At 57.9% G+C, this 17006-nt stretch carries 15 protein-coding genes and 1 riboswitch; of the genes, 4 read left to right on the forward strand and 11 right to left on the reverse strand.

All coding sequences use genetic code 11. The features are described from left to right. Nucleotides 1-133: 133 nt before the first annotated feature. Nucleotides 134-454, reverse strand: a complete 321-nt coding sequence (locus tag ACHZCJ_RS03180) for a DUF6481 family protein (protein ID WP_321323831.1) — start codon at nt 452-454, stop codon at nt 134-136. 357 nt (nt 455-811) lie between these two features. Continuing rightward, nucleotides 812-1159, reverse strand: coding sequence for a hypothetical protein (locus ACHZCJ_RS03185; RefSeq protein ID WP_159642505.1), 348 nt, complete (start codon nt 1157-1159; stop codon nt 812-814). Nucleotides 1160-1364: 205 nt separating this feature from the next. Further along, a riboswitch (cobalamin riboswitch) is annotated at nt 1365-1575 on the forward strand. 80 nt (nt 1576-1655) lie between these two features. Between ACHZCJ_RS03185 and ACHZCJ_RS03190 the strand changes: the two genes are divergently transcribed. From ACHZCJ_RS03190 to ACHZCJ_RS03200, 3 genes are read left to right on the forward strand one after another with little or no spacing between them, the layout of a single operon-like run. Beyond that, nucleotides 1656-3593 (forward strand): TonB-dependent receptor domain-containing protein, encoded by a 1938-nt coding sequence (locus ACHZCJ_RS03190; RefSeq protein WP_321323836.1) that lies wholly within the window; start codon nt 1656-1658, stop codon nt 3591-3593. A gap of 27 nt (nt 3594-3620) precedes the next feature. Beyond that, the gene (locus ACHZCJ_RS03195; RefSeq protein ID WP_159642501.1) at nt 3621-4169 is read left to right on the forward strand and encodes a hypothetical protein; all 549 of its coding nucleotides are present in this window, start codon (nt 3621-3623) and stop codon (nt 4167-4169) included. Next, nucleotides 4166-5089, forward strand: a complete 924-nt coding sequence (locus ACHZCJ_RS03200; protein WP_321323838.1) for a cobalamin-binding protein — start codon at nt 4166-4168, stop codon at nt 5087-5089. The genes ACHZCJ_RS03195 and ACHZCJ_RS03200 overlap by 4 nt, the downstream gene beginning before the upstream one ends. Before the next feature lie 216 nt (nt 5090-5305). Here ACHZCJ_RS03200 and lpdA read toward each other — a convergent pair whose 3' ends face one another. From lpdA to ACHZCJ_RS03215, 3 genes are read right to left on the reverse strand one after another with little or no spacing between them, the layout of a single operon-like run. Then, a complete protein-coding gene (gene lpdA, locus ACHZCJ_RS03205; protein WP_321323840.1) occupies nt 5306-6718 on the reverse strand; it encodes a dihydrolipoyl dehydrogenase in 1413 nt (470 codons plus the stop codon). A 21-nt stretch (nt 6719-6739) separates the two neighbouring features. After that, a complete protein-coding gene (locus tag ACHZCJ_RS03210) occupies nt 6740-7123 on the reverse strand; it encodes a hotdog domain-containing protein (RefSeq protein WP_321323842.1) in 384 nt (127 codons plus the stop codon). Then, nucleotides 7120-8430, reverse strand: a complete 1311-nt coding sequence (locus ACHZCJ_RS03215) for a pyruvate dehydrogenase complex dihydrolipoamide acetyltransferase (protein ID WP_321323844.1) — start codon at nt 8428-8430, stop codon at nt 7120-7122. The genes ACHZCJ_RS03210 and ACHZCJ_RS03215 overlap by 4 nt, the downstream gene beginning before the upstream one ends. A 136-nt stretch (nt 8431-8566) precedes the next feature. Here ACHZCJ_RS03215 and ACHZCJ_RS03220 point away from each other — a divergent pair, with 136 nt between their 5' ends. Further along, nucleotides 8567-9022, forward strand: a complete 456-nt coding sequence (locus tag ACHZCJ_RS03220; RefSeq protein WP_321323846.1) for a universal stress protein — start codon at nt 8567-8569, stop codon at nt 9020-9022. Here the strand turns inward: ACHZCJ_RS03220 and ACHZCJ_RS03225 are convergent. The 6 genes from ACHZCJ_RS03225 to ACHZCJ_RS03250 all read right to left on the reverse strand — a co-directional run bounded on the left by ACHZCJ_RS03225 (nt 9019) and on the right by ACHZCJ_RS03250 (nt 17001). Continuing rightward, a complete protein-coding gene (locus ACHZCJ_RS03225) occupies nt 9019-9549 on the reverse strand; it encodes a peroxiredoxin-like family protein (protein ID WP_321323848.1) in 531 nt (176 codons plus the stop codon). The genes ACHZCJ_RS03220 and ACHZCJ_RS03225 overlap by 4 nt on opposite strands. 71 nt (nt 9550-9620) lie before the next feature. After that, nucleotides 9621-11924 (reverse strand): ribonuclease R, encoded by a 2304-nt coding sequence (rnr, locus tag ACHZCJ_RS03230; protein WP_321323850.1) that lies wholly within the window; start codon nt 11922-11924, stop codon nt 9621-9623. Next, nucleotides 11924-13459 carry a proline--tRNA ligase gene (proS, locus tag ACHZCJ_RS03235; RefSeq protein WP_159642487.1) on the reverse strand — a complete coding sequence of 512 codons (1536 nt, stop codon included), beginning with the start codon at nt 13457-13459 and terminating at the stop codon, nt 11924-11926. The genes rnr and proS overlap by 1 nt, the downstream gene beginning before the upstream one ends. A 31-nt stretch (nt 13460-13490) precedes the next feature. Further along, complete coding sequence (phaR, locus tag ACHZCJ_RS03240) at nt 13491-14108, reverse strand: polyhydroxyalkanoate synthesis repressor PhaR (RefSeq protein WP_159642485.1); 618 nt, start codon at nt 14106-14108, stop codon at nt 13491-13493. Nucleotides 14109-14288: 180 nt separating this feature from the next. Further along, nucleotides 14289-15344 carry an alanine racemase gene (gene alr, locus ACHZCJ_RS03245; protein ID WP_321323854.1) on the reverse strand — a complete coding sequence of 352 codons (1056 nt, stop codon included), beginning with the start codon at nt 15342-15344 and terminating at the stop codon, nt 14289-14291. A 19-nt stretch (nt 15345-15363) separates the two neighbouring features. Next, nucleotides 15364-17001 carry an MFS transporter gene (locus ACHZCJ_RS03250; RefSeq protein WP_321323856.1) on the reverse strand — a complete coding sequence of 546 codons (1638 nt, stop codon included), beginning with the start codon at nt 16999-17001 and terminating at the stop codon, nt 15364-15366. Nucleotides 17002-17006 lie beyond the last annotated feature (5 nt).

The following is a 17006-nucleotide window of genomic DNA, read 5'->3' on the forward strand; positions in this document are numbered from 1 at the left end:
AGACCCGAGAGGGTGTATAGAGGCAGCCGAGCACATAGCCGGCAGCCCAACCGGTCCCGCGTTATGTTCTTCAGTCAAGCCGAACGGGCTGGCGATCCGGTCCGAAAAGTCTGTCGAACCTGGCGCCCGAGATTTATTTCCGGCGTTTTTTCCGCTTGGCATAGCGCTCATCGCGAGCGGCCTTTTTTTCCGCTTCCGTCAGTCCCAAGGCAAGCTTCGGCTTGGCTTTTTCCTTTGCCGCCTTGCGCTCCGCTTTCGCCTGTTCAAAGGCCGCGCGCTTTGCTTCGCTCGCCGCCGCCTGCTTTTCCTCGCGCGCAAGTTGCGCGGCCTTGCGTTCCGCAATGACCTCTTCGCTCAGCGGCGGTTTTTCTTTCAGCTTCTTGAGGGCAGCCTGTTTGGCTTTGGCTGCCATCTGCGTGCGTTCCTGAAAGGTCGGTGGTGTGAATGGCGGCATTTGAGTTTATATGTCCTCGATCGTGCGATTGGCCCGTGCACACCGATAAATTCCCGCACAGAGGTGCAGCCCGTACAGCCATTGGTGCTATCGGGCAATGTTTTAGCGTCCGCACGCGATTATATTAGGTCGCGACGGTGCCGGGGCATGAACGCTTTTCGATCTGGTTCCAGGAAAGGGCGCCGATCAGGGCGGGTAAAATCACCTGCGAACAGCGCCCGAAACGATGCGCGCAGGCAAAATTCGCGACTGATCAGCGGTGACTGGAATCGTCAAAATATCTGACACGGCCCCGGCCACTATCCATCCCCTGCCCCGCGCTCCAGCGCGGACACTGACAATGCCGCCGGTCCGGTTTCAGTCCTGCTTGACGGGGCGCGTACTGGAACTCGCATAACCGGCATAGCTGTCGGTAAAGGCATATAGAACGCCGTCGGCTTCTTCCTTGGCAAACTGGGCCGCTTCCTCGTCCGAACTGCCGTAAGTTATCTCATCTTTTGTGATGGCGGAGATCATCGCATCGCGCTCAGCGGTACAAGCTGTCTTTGCGGCCTTTTTAAACGCGCCGGTGCCAGTCTTCTCATCCAGCTGCGCTGTTGTGAAGTCGACGAGACAGTTGGAATAGGCAACCCGCGCGGTTTCCGCATCGGCAATTGTTGCGGCTGAAACGGTGCTGAACAAGGCAATACTCAAAAATGCAATCATGACTATCATTCCTAAAGTGAGGCCTCATCCTATAGCATAACTGGAATTCAGGAGCGAAGCAGATTCCACCCTCACCCTGTTAAATTTTACCTTCCGGAATCAGCCTCAATGCTGTTGCCGACGCACACACGATGGTGAAAATGGATAGGCCCCTCGTCCCAATCCGATTGAAATTTGGGCTTGCAACTCGAATCGTTTTCGACGAATGGGGCGCCAGATATCGGGTTTCTCTTAATCGAGAATTTAAAGGGAAATCGGTGAGAAGCTGGCTCTGGCCCCTTCAAATCCGGTACTGCCCCCGCAACTGTAAGCGGCTAGCCGATATGCCATATGCCACTGGATCTGCGGATCTGGGAAGGCGGCATATCGACAGCGATCCGCAAGTCAGGAGACCTGCCCTATATCGTCGTTCTTCAGCCGGACGGGGTGTGTCGGGTGAACGGGGCTTTTCCCTGCGTAACGGCAATATTGGTCGTTAACATAAGGGAATATTACAATGCCTAAATTCACACTATTGACTGCTCAGCTTCTGGGCAGCGCCGCTCTATTATCCGGGTCTGCCGCTTTCGCGCAGGACAGCACCGCTGCGGACGATCGCGATGATCTGATCGTCGTCACCGGAACGCGCTCCGGCGAAGCCATCGCGCCGGATATCCATGCAGGCTCTCTGACCGTTATCGACAGCAGCCAGATCATCAACCGCCAGGTGCGCGAGGTCTCAGAAGTGCTGCGCGACGTGCCCGGAGTCGCGGTCAGCGTCGTCGCCGGCCAGACCCAGTTGCGTTTGCGCGGTGCCGAAGGAAATCACACGCTGTTCCTGATCGACGGGATCGAGGTGTCTGACCCCTTTTTCGGCGAGTTTGATGTCGGAACCCTGATCGCCGATGATTCAGCCCAGATCGAGATTTTGCGAGGCCAGCAAAGCGCGCTTTATGGATCGGATGCCATTGGCGGTGTGGTGCATTACCGGACCCTCAGCGGCGAAGCCGCGCCCGGCCTTTCCGCCCGGATCGAGGCAGGCTCGTTCAACAGCTTCAACAGCGCGGCCCGGTTCGGCGGGAAGAGCGGCGCATTCGACTATGTGGTTACCGCGTCGATGGTTAGCACCGATGGCCAGCCCAATGCCCGCGGCGGGACCCGTGACCTAGGCAGCGACAGCGCAGCCTTCGGATTTGTCGGCAATCTGCAGGCGGCCGACAATCTTCGTTTCGGCATCGTCACCCGCTATTCGGAAAATAGCGGAGATTTCAACGGGACCGAGAGCGATCCAACAAGTGCAAATTTCGGGCAAATTATCGACAGTCCGGGCAAAGGGTTCGAAAATGACGGCCTCTATGGCCTGGTTAAAGCCGAGCTGGATCTGCTGGACGGTCGCTGGACCCATCGGGCGTCGGCCCAATTCGCCAATAGCGAGCGACGCGGCTATTCCGGTGGTTCGCAAAACTCTGGCAGCATCGGCAAACGCCTCAAGGGGAGCTATGAAACCACCGCGAAATTCACCGGTGGGGCGATCGAGCACCGGGTGACTTTTGCCGCCGACCTCGAGCGGGAAACCTACCGGAACGATGATCCGTCCGGCTTCGCCTTTACCGGTGAACGGAGTAACGAGAATCTCGGTCTTGTTGGCCTCTATGAACTGGAGGCCGGTGGTCGCGCATCGTTCAGCGCAGCAATCAGATATGATGACAACGAACGCTTCGCCAATGTCACCACCTATCGCGTGCAAGGCGCCTATCTGCTGCCCACAGGTACACGGCTGCAGGCGGCTTATGGCACCGGCGTCAAAAACCCCGGATTTTTTGAACTGTTCGGCTATTTTGACGGCATATATATAGGCAATCCGGACCTGAACCCGGAAAAGTCGGAAGGATGGGAACTCGGCGTCACGCAGAATTTCCTTGACGGTCGGGGCAAGGTCGGACTGACTTATTTCGAAAGCCAGCTGGAAGACGAAATCTATACAACCTATCTGCCGCCCACCTTTGCTGCGACGCCGGCCAATCGGGACAGCCTTTCCAAACGCAATGGCGTGGAAAGCTGGCTGGAAATCGATCTGGATGACAGCTGGCGGATCAACGGCAGCTACACCTATCTGCGCGCACGCGAAAACGGCGTGCAGGAAGTCCGGCGGCCGAAACATATCGGCAGCATTGCCATTGACTGGCACTTGCCGGACGACAAGGCCGGGGTGACATTGGTGGCGCGCTACAACGGATCACAGCAGGATGTGGCCTTTACCGATCCGAGCTATGTGCCGGTGGATGTCCGGCTTGATGATTATCTGTTGATCAATTTGAACGGCCGGGTGAAGCTGGCCAGCAACATCGAGCTGTTTGGCCGCGTTGAAAACCTGTTCAATGAGCGTTATGAGCAGGTGTTCAGTTTCGTTTCGCCCGGTAGGTCTGTCTACGCCGGCATTCGCGGTCAGTTTTGAATTCAGGAAAATAGAGGGAAACATGTTATGACGACGCAAACTATGTCCGGAAAGGCCGAGAATATCTGGGCCGCAACCGTTGCAGGCGCTTCCGTGCTCGGAAGCTGGATATTTGCCTGTATCATGCCGTTCACCGCAATCGGTGTATTGCTGGCCGCGACCATGCCGTTGCGCAAGGCGATGACATGGATGGCCGGGGTCTGGCTCTCCAACCAGTTGGTGGGCTATCTGATTCTCGACTATCCCCGCACCATGAACAGCTTTGCCCACGGTGGCAGCCTGCTGGTAGCCAGCATGGCCGGCCTGATGGTCGCCCATCACGTCCTGAAATGGCGCAAGGACAGCGGAATCGCCAGCCTGGGCATCGCCTTTGTCGCAGCGTTCACGACCTATGAAGCCCTGCTTTACGTTGCTGCACTCTATCTCGGTGGCATCGCAAATTTTGCTGCGGATATCGTCTGGCTGATTGCCAGAAATGACATGATATGGTTCGCCGGCCTGCTGGCTGTGCGCACGGTGCTGACCCGTGCCCTCCCCCGCTTCTACGCACCACAGCTGGCAGCACGTTCCGCATGAGCAGCGACCTGCGTGTCGTATCCCTGTTGCCCAGTGCCACGGAAATTGCCGTGGCACTGGGTCTTGAACCCAATATCGTCGGACGGTCGCACGAATGCGATTTTCCCGCTTTCGTCGGCGACCTGCCGATCTGCACCTCGACCAAATTGGAAAAGGGCCTGCAATCGGACGAGATCGACAAACGAGTCCAGGAAATCGTGCGCCAGGGTCTATCGGTTTACGAAGTCGATACGCCATTGCTGCAGTCGTTGAAACCGGATGTCATCCTGACCCAGTCGCAATGCGCGGTCTGTGCGGTCACCCCCGATGATCTGGAAGAAGCGCTGGCAAGCTGGATCGGCCAGAAACCACAGCTCATCTCGCTCGCTCCCGACAATCTCGACGACGTATGGCGGGATTTTCGCAGTGTGGGCGAAGCGGTCGGACGGACCGGCGAGGCCGAGCAGGTGATAGCCGGTCTGCAGGAGCGCCTGCGCAAGCTGGGTGAGGGCAGAAAGCAACAGCCGAGCGTCGCCGCGATCGAATGGATCGAACCGCTGATGGTGGCCGGGAACTGGGTTCCCGAACTGATCGAGATCGCCGGCGGACAATCCCTGTTCGCCGAAGCGGGCCAACACTCACCGTGGCTCGAGTGGGACGACCTGCTCGAATCCGACCCCGACAAGATCATTTTCATGCCCTGCGGCTACCAGATCGACCAGACGCTGGCGGAAATGCCGACCATGGTGAAGCACCCGCATTGGGCAAAATTGACGGCGGTCAAAAATGGCGAAGTTTTCCTCGCCGACGGCCATCATTTCTTCAATCGGCCGGGCCCCCGCCTGGTCGAGTCTGCCCAGATCATCGCCGATATATTATATGCCGAGTCCGGCGATAATGGCGACCTGTCGAAAGGTTGGATCCGCTGGACCAGCGAATGATGACCGGGGCAGCGCACCGATCGTGATCCAATCTTTTGCTGCAATGGCCCCGGTAAAATGACAGCCGTACATTTGCGGCCGATTCACCCCCTTAGCGTGAATCAGCAACCCTTGCGCGTTCACTCTGCACCGGCGGCGACGACGAGCTTGTTTCCCGTCCTTATCCTCTCCGGAGAAAAGGACGGAAAGCGGCCTCCTGCCTGAGCAGGAGCACCGTTACATATGCAGGACGCGCCCGTAAGCGTCCAGCACGCTTTCGTGCATCATTTCGCTCAGCGTCGGATGCGGGAAGACCGTGTTGGCCAGCTCCGCCTCGGTTGTTTCCAGCGTCTTGCCGATAGTATAGCCTTGGATCAGTTCGGTCACTTCCGCGCCAATCATATGGGCACCGAGCAATTCGCCGGTCTTGGCGTCAAATACCGTCTTGATAAAGCCTTCGGTCTCGCCCAGCGCAATCGCCTTGCCATTGCCGATGAAGGGAAATTTGCCGACCTTGACGTCATGGCCCGCTTCCTTGGCCTTGGCTTCGGTCAGGCCGACGCTCGCTATCTGCGGGTGGCAATAGGTGCAGCCGGGGATATTGTTGACGTCCATCGCGTGTGGATGACCTTCCTTGCCCATGGACTGGGCGATGGCTTCCGCCGCGATGACGCCTTCATGGCTCGCCTTGTGCGCCAGCCAGGGACCGGCAGTGCAATCGCCGATGGCGTAAATGCCTTCGATATTGGTCCGGCAATATTCGTCGGTTTTGATATGATAGCGTTCGTCCGGCTGGACACCCAGTTCGTCCAGACCGATGGTCTCGATATTGGGCTGGATGCCGACCGCGACGATGACATGGCTGAAATCGTGGACATCCTTCTTGCCCTTGCTGTCCTCGATCTCGGCCTTGACGCCCTTGTCACCGGTTTCGATGCTCTTCACGCCAGCACCGGTCATGATCGTCATGCCCTGCTTTTTCAGCGACTTTTCAAGGAATTTCGAGATTTCCTCGTCTTCCACCGGCACGATCCGGTCGAGCATCTCCACAACCGTAACATCAACGCCGATATCGTTGTAGAAGCTGGCAAATTCAATGCCGATCGCACCGGAGCCGATGACCAGCAACTTGGTCGGTGTTTCGGTCGGGGTCATCGCGTGGCGATAGGTCCAGATACGTTTGCCGTCCGCCTTGGCAAAAGGCAGGTCACGGGCGCGCGCGCCGGTGGCGATGATGATATTCTTGGCCTCAAGCTCTTCCTCGCCCTTGTCCGTTTTCACGGTCATCTTGCCGGGGGCGGTGATCGTGCCATCGCCCATGACGACATCAATCTTGTTCTTCTTCATCAGGCCGGTGACGCCCTGATTGAGTTGCTTGGCGACGCCGCGGGAGCGCTTGACGATGGCATCGAGATCGGCGCTGATCTTTTCGGCAGCCAAACCATAGTCGGCGGCGTGTTTCATATTGTGAAACACTTCCGCCGAACGCAGCAAAGCCTTGGTCGGGATACAGCCCCAGTTGAGACAGATGCCGCCCAGATTTTCGCGTTCCACAATCGCGGTTTTCAGGCCCAGTTGCGAAGCGCGGATTGCGGCGACATAGCCACCGGGGCCGGAACCGAGAACGATGAGATCATATCCGTTTGCCATAATATTCCTTTTCGATAATCTTTAATCTAGAGCGGGGACCCGCACAGGCTTCCCGTCTCCGTCAACAGCCACAAATGTGTAGACACCCGATGCAGCTTTGGTCATTTCATCCGCATGCCGGTCACGGCGATATGTTTCGACCTGAACGGTCATCGAACTGCGGCCGATTTTGGAAAATTCCGCATAGACCGACAATTCATCACCAATTTCAACCGGGTGCCCGAAACGGACATCGTTCGCGCCGACTACAACCGACTGGTGCCGACTATGCTGCGCTGCCAGCGCGCCGCCGGCCTGTGCCATCTGCGCCATCAGCCAGCCGCCAAAGGCAACGCCATAAGGAATGCCTTCGGTGGGCATCACGATGGTTCGGATAGCAGGGATTTTTCCGCTCAGTTCCGTCAAGCGAGCATCCCCATTGGATTTTCAACGGTTTCCTTGAACGCCTTCATGAAGGCCGCACCGGTCGCACCATCAATCGCGCGATGGTCAAAGCTGCCGGTAGCGGTCATGATCGTGGCGATCTGGACACTGTCGTCGATCACCACCGGTTTCTTGATGCCGGCGCTGATCGCCAGGATCATCGCCTGCGGCGGATTGATCACCGCATCAAAGGTCGTCACGCCGAACATGCCCATGTTGGACAGGCTCGCAGTGCCGCCCTGATATTCGTGCATCTTGAGTTTGCCGGCCTTGGCGCGCTCGGCAAGATCTTTCATCTCGGTGGCAATGGCGCTGAGCGACTTGGTATCGGCGCTGGTGATGATCGGGGTGATCAGACCGCCCTTGATGCTCACCGCAACGGCGATATCGGCGCGCTCGTAGCGGATCAGATTATCTTCGGTATAGCTGACATTACAGTCCGGCGCCTGCATCAGCGCAACCGCCTGCGCCTTGATCAGCAAATCGTTGACCGACAATTTGATACCACGCGCTTCGAGCGAAGCGTTGAGTTCGCCGCGCAGTTTCAGCAGCTTGTCGATATTGATATCGATGCTGACGCGATAATGCGGGATGGTCTGCTTGGCCTCGGTCAGGCGGCGCGCGATGGTTTTACGCATGCCGGAAAGTTTCTCGACGGTGTGCGGAATATCGAACTCGCTGCCCGCCGCGGCGCTTTTCTTCGCTGCCGGCGCTGGTGCGGCGCTTGGCGCCGGAGCAGCGGCTTCTGCCTTGGCCGGAGCCGTGCCGCCTTCGGCCGCATCAATATCGGCCTTTACGATACGCCCGCCGGGGCCGGAACCGGTCACGGCGGACAGATCGACGCCTTTCTGTTCGGCGAGACGGCGTGCCAGCGGACTGATTTTCAGGCGATCGTCGCCGGACTGGGCAGCAGCCTTCGGCGTCGGTGCCGGGCTGGCCTTTGGCGCCGGCTTCGGTGCCGGAGCCGGTTCTTCCTTTTGCGTTGCTGGTTCTGCGGCTTTTTCCGCTTTTGGTGCAGGCGCGGCTTTTGCATCACCGACCTCCTCGCCTTCTTCGGCAATGATCGCGATTACATCGCCAACCTTCACATTATCCGTGCCCTCAGCAACCAGTATCTTGGCGATCACCCCCTCGTCGATCGCTTCGAATTCCATGGTCGCCTTGTCGGTTTCAATTTCCGCCAGCAAGTCACCGGAAGATATGCTGTCACCCTCTTTCACCAGCCACTTGGCGAGCGTTCCTTCTTCCATGGTCGGGGAGAGCGCAGGCATTTGGAGGTTAATGGGCATGGCCGGTTATCTTTCCTGAATGAGTCCTGTTATCGCCAAAAGCTGTCCAACATTGCGCCAATGCCGTCAAGGCCAGTCGCTTGCCTTGCGGCTGTTTTTATCGCAACAAGTGTTTTTGACAGGGAGAGGATGGTTCATGCGCACCTATCTGGTAGTAATCGACGAGACCGACGAGGCCAGCCTCGCGCTGCGCTTCGCCTCGCGCCGGGCAATGAAGACGAACAGCGCCCTGCATATTCTGGCGCTGGTGGAGAGCGAGGACTTCGTGGCCTGGGGTGGCGTGCAGGCGACGCTCGAGGAAGAAGCGAAGAGTCGCGCCGAGGCACTGGTCTCCAGCGCGGCCGGCACATTGTTCGAGGAAACGGGCATCCGTCCCTCGATCACGGTCAAACAGGGCAAGGGCCCTAAAGTGGTACGGGAGATGATGGACGAAGTCGACGGCCTGGGCGCATTGGTGCTGGGGGCCGCGGCCACGGGCGCGCCCGGACCGCTGGTCAGTCATTTTGCCGCCACCGAGGCAGGGACTCTGCCCTGCCCGGTGATGGTTGTACCCGGGTCACTGACCAAGGAAGAGATTGACCGGTTGAGCTAGTCCGCTTTTGCCAGTTCGCCGCGGGCGGGATAGTCGTTTTCCAGCGCGAAATCGATACCCTTGAGCAGTTCGTCGAGCGGCGGCCGGGTGAAGGGCATGCTCTGGATGCTGGCGAAATAAAGCGTCTGGTCGGGCCTGACCAGCAGCATCGCCGGTTCGGAGAAGATCGACGGCTCTTTGCTGCCTGGACGACCCGATGAAACATAGAGTCCCATATCGCGGGCCAGATCTTCACCGAGCCCGTAGCCGAGCAGCAAATCGTCAATGCCCCACTCTTCGACCGATTTCTCCGCCCGTTCCTTGCTGTCCATGCTGATCGCGACGACGGTGATACCGCGCTCGGCAAAATCGCCAAGTTTGCGCTGCAAGTCGCGCAACTGCATCTTGCAGATCGGGCAGTGCACGCCGCGATAGAATAGCAGCAGCGTGAAATTTTCGCCAAGCCGCTGGCTGAGCTGGAACTGGCCACCATCGATCAGCGGAACCGTGAAATCGGGGACTGTCTGTGTCGGAAGGATATTAGGCATAGGGGGGAATTCCTTTTCTGTTGATAATCTATACCCCTATTCGAGCGCATTGGTTGCCCGGTGACAATGAACTATTTCTTTCTCCGGGCCTTGCCTTTGTTTCCCCGAATATTGGCAGGCCGTCCCGGTTTCCCCTTGCGATGGACTTTGCCCTTGCCTTTGCCCGGCCTATAGGGCGCAGGACGCGATCCCATATGATTGGCGCCTTCGGGCAATTCGAACAACAGACTGCCGGTGGCGGCATTCGCCTCGACCAGACGCAGTTCGATCTTCTGGCCGATATTATAGGCAGTGCCGCTCTCCATGCCGGTCAGCTGCTGCTTGGCCTCGTCATAGTCGAACCGTTCGGCGCCCAGCGTCCGAACCGGCACCAGACCATCGCCGCCGAGGTCCTCGACCGTAGCAAAAAAGCCGAAATTCTGGACGCCGGTGATCCGGCATTTGACAACCTCGCCGATCCGGTCTGCGAGATGGGCCGAGATATAGCGGTCCACGGTTTCCCATTCCGCCTTCATCGCGCGGCGTTCGAGCTTGGAAATTGTTTCGGAAATCCGTTCGAGACGCCCGGCCTCTTCCTTGCCCAGTCCGGAAAATTCCGGAATGGCGCTGTTCTGTGGCGCCGGTTGTTCCAGCTTGCAAGCGGTGACCAGCGCACGGTGCACAACCAGATCGGCATAGCGCCGGATCGGGCTGGTGAAATGGGCGTAACTGCCCAGCGACAGGCCGAAATGGCCCATATTGGTATGGCCGTAATAAGCCTGGGTCTGGCTGCGCAAAATCTGTTCCATGACCAGAGGCAGCAGCAGTTCGTCGTCGACCTGCCGGATCAGATTGTTGAATACCGCCGGCTTGATCACCTGCCCCATGGCAAAGCTCATGTCGAAGCTCTTGAGATAATCCTTCAGCGCGATCAGCTTCTCGCGGGATGGCGTTTCGTGCACCCGATAGATGACCGGAGATTTTTTCGATTCCAGCATCCGCGCCGCCGCGACATTGGCGACGATCATAAAATCCTCGACCAGACGATGCGCATCGAGCCGTTCGCGGACGGCGATTTCGACAATCTTGCCCTGATCGTCGAGCACCACCCGCTTTTCCGGTAGATCCAGATTGAGCGGTTCGCGTTCGTCGCGCGCCTTGGCGAGCAGCTTCCAGCAAGCCCACAGAGGTTTCAGCGCATTGTTCTTCAGCGGATGATCCCGTTTCCCGTCCATCGCTGCCTGGGCATCTTCATAGGCGATATTGCCCGCAAGCTTGACGATCGCGCGGGTAAAGCGGGAACCGATCACCTTCCCTTTCGCGTCGATGGTGACGTGACAGACCAAAGCCGCCCGGTCGACGCCCTGTTTCAGCGAACAGACATCGGTGGACAATGCTTCGGGTAGCATCGGTACGACCCGATCGGGGAAATAGACGCTGTTGCCGCGCTTATACGCCTCGCGGTCGAGCTTGCTACCCGAACGGACATAATAGGACACATCGGCAATCGCGATCAGTGCATTGAAGCCGCCCTTGTTATCCGGACTGTCATCCGGCTCGGCCCAGATCGCGTCATCATGGTCACGGGCATCGGCCGGATCGATCGCGACAATCGGCAGATGCCGAAGATCTTCCCGCTTTTCCTTCGACACCGGCAGTCTGGTCGCCTGTTCCGCTTCCTCTTTCACCGCATCAGGAAAATGGAGCGGTATCTCGAATTTGTGAATGGCGATCAGACTGAACGACTTGGGAGCGAACGGGTCGCCCAATATGTCCTTCACCCGCGCCTTGACTTCGGATCCCCGCTTAACCGGTTCGGCCAGAACCAGATTGCCCGGTTCGGCTTCACCAAGATCAAGAATTGGCGTGCTGCGACGAATTTTCCGGTCTACCGGCTTCAGCCAATAGCGGTCGCGTTCGTCTTTCTCGACCACACCCATCAGCATCTCGCTGCTCTGGGCGAGCTTCTTCATCAAAAAGGCGACATGCCCCTGCCCGCGGGATTCTGTCCGCGCCAAAATCCGGTCACCAACGGCCAGCGCCGCACGGCGACCTTTTTCCTTGATGCGCAGCTTAGGTGCAGGCGCATTGTCGGCTTCCCAGCGCTCGGGAATCCCGATCGCTTCATTGCCGTCTATTTCAACGATCTTGAGGACGGTAACTTTGGGAATACCGCCCATCTTGTGGAACGCCCGTCCCGGCGTGCTGTCGATCAGCCCTTCATCAGCCATATCCTTGAGCAGCGCTTTCAGCGCAATCTTGTCCGATCCCCGCAATCCGAAGGCTTTCGCGATTTCCCGCTTGCCGACCTGCTGGTCGGACCGCTCGATAAAATCCAGTATCTGTTTGCGCGTGGGAACCTGCTTCGGTTTGTGGGTTTTTCTCGGACCTGCCATCAATATGCTTTGCCGATGATGATCCGCTCGACCGCCGGCTTGCCGGTGAAGATGCAGACCCCGTCTGCCGGCGCGGCATCCACCGGAACATTACGGAAAGTCAGCTTCAGCTTTTTCAGCCGTTCTTCGATCCCGTCCAGTTCGTCAGCGGTGGCCTTGCACCATTGCACTTCGAGCCAGCCCGGATGTTTCTTATTCTCTTTGTAAAACCGCTCGACGTCTGACCAATGTTCGACACCGCGCGTGATATTGCCCTCAAGCCGCTGCCTGGCTTCCGCGTGCAATGCCGACTGGACCTCGGACAAAAGCACCGGGATTTCCGGAATGAAATCCGCCCGGGCGAGAAATTTCGTGTCGAGTTTGCCGCTGTCCTGATAGAGCGCGTCACGCCGGATCATCGCCACCTTGTCGTCGGCCATGTCGCGCGGTCCGATTTCCAATATGACCGGCGCGCCTTTCTTGATCCAGGACCAGCGCTTGGTCTGGGTCTTGGCGCCCGTGATATCCAGCTTTACCCGGACCGGTTCGTCAAAGGCTCTCAGCTTGCCAATGTCCTGCGCCAGCGCCTTGCAATAGTCCAGCACGGCTTCGTCTTCCGGCTTGTCGCGCAGCATCGGCACGATCACCACCTGATAGGGCGCAATAAGCGGCGGCACGCGCATGCCGTCGTCATCGCCATGGGTCATGATGACGCCGCCGATCATCCGCGTCGACGTACCCCAGCTGGTCGTGTAGGCAAACTGGAACTCGCCTTCCTTGTCCTGATAGCGGATATTCTGCGCCTTGCTGAACGTCTGGCCGAGAAAATGGCTGGTGCCCGCCTGCAAGGCCTTGCCATCCTGCATCATCGCCTCGATCGAATAAGTCGCATCGGCGCCCGGAAAACGTTCATTCTCCGGCTTCTCTCCGGCGACGACCGGCATGGCCAGCACGCTTTCCGAAAAGTCGCGGTACATTTCCAGCGCGTTGAGCGTTTCTTCCATCGCCTCGGCCTTGGTGGCGTGGGCCGTATGGCCTTCCTGCCAGAGAAATTCCGTGGTCCGCAGAAACATTCTGGTGCGCATTTCCCAGCGCACCACATTGGCCCATTGATTGATCATCACCGGCAGGTCGCGCCAGCTTTGCACCCAGCGGGCAAAAGCGGTGCCGATCACGGTCTCGGAGGTCGGCCGCACGACCAGCGGCTCTTCCAGCTTGGCTTCCGGATCGACGACCAGCCCGCCATCGTCGCCCTTGATCAGCCGGTGATGCGTGACAACCGCCATCTCCTTGGCAAAGCCGTCGACATGCTCGGCCTCTTTCGAGAAATAGCTGAGCGGGATGAACAGCGGGAAATAGCAATTTTCATGACCAGACGCCTTGATCCGCTGGTCCATCAGAAATTGCACCCGTTCCCAGATGCCATAGCCCCAGGGCCGCATGATCATGCTGCCGCGCACGCCGGACTCCTCGGCCATGTCGGCTTCTGTAATCACCTGTTGATACCATCCCGCGAAATCTTTTTCCCGGGTAATGGATAGGGCATTTTTCTTCACTGGTTTTTCCTGCGGGTTATGGGGCTGAAGATCAGTTGTCGATCTTGTCAATTTTGGACTGGATATCCGCCAACTGTTTTTTCAGCTCCATAATTTCAATATCCTTGTCGGACAATTGATTTTCCGCTTCATCTTCGCTTTCGTTCCGGTCACCCTGACCGATACTCAATGCCTTTTCGAAAACCCCGGCCAACGGACTGGCCTTCAGCGCATTTTCTACCGCTTCCTGAAATTGCTTCTGGTTCTTCACCGCCATCTGGCCCAGCGGGTTTTTGTTGAGCGCGCCTTCAACCGCTTCCTGAAACTGCTTCTGGTTCTTGCGGAAATTATCCATCGAAGCCTCGAGATAGGAAGGCATCAGGGATTGCATGCTGTTACCATACATGGAGATCAATTGACGCAGGAATTTGACCGGCAGCATCTGCTTGCCGCTGCTTTCCTCGTCGACGATGATCTGAGTCAGTACATTATGTGTGATATCCTCGCCGGTCTTCGCATCGACCACGATAAAATCCTGATCGTTGCGAGTCATCTCGGCGAGAAAGTCGAGCGTGATATAGCTCGAGGTCTCGGTGTTGTAGAGACGCCGGTTGGCATATTTCTTGATCGTTATAGGATCACCTGGATTTATGTTCTTGGACTTGGCCATATCTGCTCCCGACGGGTTAAAATCCTGTTCTTGATGAGGACTTTCCAACCGACAATTATTTATATGTTGCAAGAGCACTAAACCTATTTGTGCATTGCCGCAACTTTTGTCGTTATCAGTGTTTTTTGCGCAGCATTTATATTTTGTGCAACTGCGTAGAAATACAGTATTGTTACGGCGCTATGTCCAGTCGCGGGCAAGCCGGTTGCCAAGACCGGTGATCAGCTCATATTGCGACAGGCCCGACTGGGCAGAGGCAACTTCCAGATCATATTCGCAGTCGACCCAGTCGCCTTCTTGCAGACAGGGCGCTGCCGCGAGATCGATCGCGATCAGGTCCATAGACACGCGGCCCAGCACCGGCAGCAGATATCCGTCATGCATGAACATGCCGTTGTTGGAAAAACCGCGCAAATAGCCATCGGCATAGCCCATCGCCAATATGCCGACCTTGTGCGGTTCGGCCGCAATATACTGCGCGTTATAGCCGAGCTTGTCCCCCGCTTGAAGCGAGCGCACCTGGATGATTTCCGCCTGCGGAACTGCGACCTGAGTGATGACGCCGTCCAGATCCGGGCGCTGGATTCCGCCGTAAAGAGAAAGACCGGGGCGGGTCACATCGAAATGATAGTCGCTCCCAAGTGCGATACCGGCGCTGTTGGCAAGACTGGCCCGCTTGCCGGTCACGATTTCCAGCGCAGCATTATATCGCGAGAGCTGCTCCCCATTTTGCGGCCCGTCCTCGTCGGCCGAGGCGAGGTGGCTCATCACCATATCGATCGCCATCCCGGCAAACAGACCGGCGTCCAGATCTTCCACATTGATACCGAGCCGGTTCATGCCGCTGTTGATCATGATGTCGCAGGACCTGCCGCTGGACTTCCAGCGCTGCACCTGCTCAAGACTGTTCAGCACAGGCTTGGCCGGAGAACGGAGCGCGAAGGGCAAATCGGCTGCACGCACCCCGTTGAGCACCGACACTTGTGCCTTGCCCGTGGTCAGGTCTTCGATTTCCTGCGCTTCCTGCCAATTGGCGACGAAAAAGTCGGTGCAACCCGCCGCGACCAGCCTGGCCACGACATTGCGGGCGCCCAGACCATAAGCGTTGGCCTTAACCGCAGCTCCGGCCTTTGCTGCGCCCGACATAAGGTCAAGCGCGCGCCAGTTGGCAAGCAGCGCGTCTGAGTCCAGCTTCACGCATGCGGTCGGCGGAATATTCGGTTTGTCGTCACTCATGAAGCGACCGATAGGGCCTTTAGGCCGCTTCGTCGAGAGCCGCTTCCGGGTCGTTTGGAATGCCCCACCAGGCAACGGCCGCACCGAATGCGACGACCACCCATGTGTACCAGAGACCGGCGTATATATCGCCGGAACGCGCCACGATATATCCGGCAATCAGCGGCAGGAAGCCACCGAGATAGCCGGCGCCGATATGATAGGGAATCGACATCGAGCTATAGCGGATTTTGGCCGGGAACATTTCTGACAGCAGAGCGGCGACCGATCCGTAGGTCAAGGCACTGAGGGCCCCGAGCACCAGCAGGATGGCGACGATCCCCAATATGCTGGCCATGCCCGGCTGCTGCCTGGCAAAATCATAGCCATATGCGGCCAGCGCAGCGCGAATGCCGCTGCTGCGCGCAGCCCCGTCTTCCAGCCACGAAGGCTCGATAGCGATCGGGTTGTTGCCAGCGCTCAATTTCAGTTCGCTGGCATCGACCAATGTATAGGACACGCCGGCAGATGTCAGGGTTTCCAGAATTTTACCGCAATCGCTCTGTTCCCGACTGAACAGTTCGGCAAAAGGATCGGTGCTGCAGGCACTGCCCTCCACCCGCACGGGATGGGCCTTGGCGGCTTCCGCCAGACCGGGATTGGCGAGCTGCCCCAATCCCCAGAACGCTGGAAAGAGCAGCAGCAGCGACAGCAGCGCACCGACGACAATCGGTTTCTTGCGCCCGACCCGGTCCGACCATTTCCCAACAACAAGGTAAAACGACATGGCAATCAGACCGGAGACAAACAGGACGATGTCAACGGTGCGCGCCTCCATGTTCATTGGCCCGCGAAGAAAGGACATGCCGGAAAAGAAGGCGGTATACCAGATGGTGGTCAACACGCCGGTGATGCCGAACAGCGCGACAAAAATCCGCTTCTTGTTGCCAGGGTAGGTGAAACTTTCGACAAAAGGGTTGCCCGCCGTTTCACCTGCCGCCTTCATTGCCTGAAAAACGGGGCTCTCGTTCAGCTTCAGACGCATCCACAGTGATATTGCCAGCAGCATGATCGACAGCAGGAAGGGCACCCGCCAGCCCCAGTCATTAAATTCCTGTTCCGGAATCAGGAAGCGACAGGCCAGAATGACTCCGATCGACAGGACGAACCCGCCGGCAACGCTGGCCTGGATATAGCTGGTATAATAGCCGCGCTTGTTGGTCGGCGCATGTTCCGCGACATAAATCGCCGCGCCACCATATTCGCCGCCCAGCGCCAGACCCTGCAATATCCGCAGAAAGATCACGATCAGCGGCGCCGCCAGCCCGATCGTCTCGGCGCTTGGAATGAAACCAACCCCTGCCGTGGCAATCCCCATCAGGGTTACCGTAACAAGGAACGTATATTTGCGGCCCAGCTTGTCGCCGAGAAAACCGAAAAGAATGGCGCCCACCGGACGGAAACCGAAGCCGATGGCGAAGGTCGCCCAGACCATCAGGATTTCCAGCGTCGGATTGCCGCTAGGGAAAAAGGTCGGCCCGATAATGTAGAAGAGCGTGCCGTAGATGAAAAAATCGTACCATTCGAAAATGGTGCCGGCAGAGGACGCCGCTATGACCAGTCTTATTTCCTTCTGCGTCGGTTCGCGTTGTCCCGCTATCGCAGCTTCACTGGCCATATCTG

It is taken from the genome of uncultured Parasphingorhabdus sp. (genome assembly GCF_963677535.2).
Classification (GTDB): Bacteria; Pseudomonadota; Alphaproteobacteria; order Sphingomonadales; family Sphingomonadaceae; genus Parasphingorhabdus.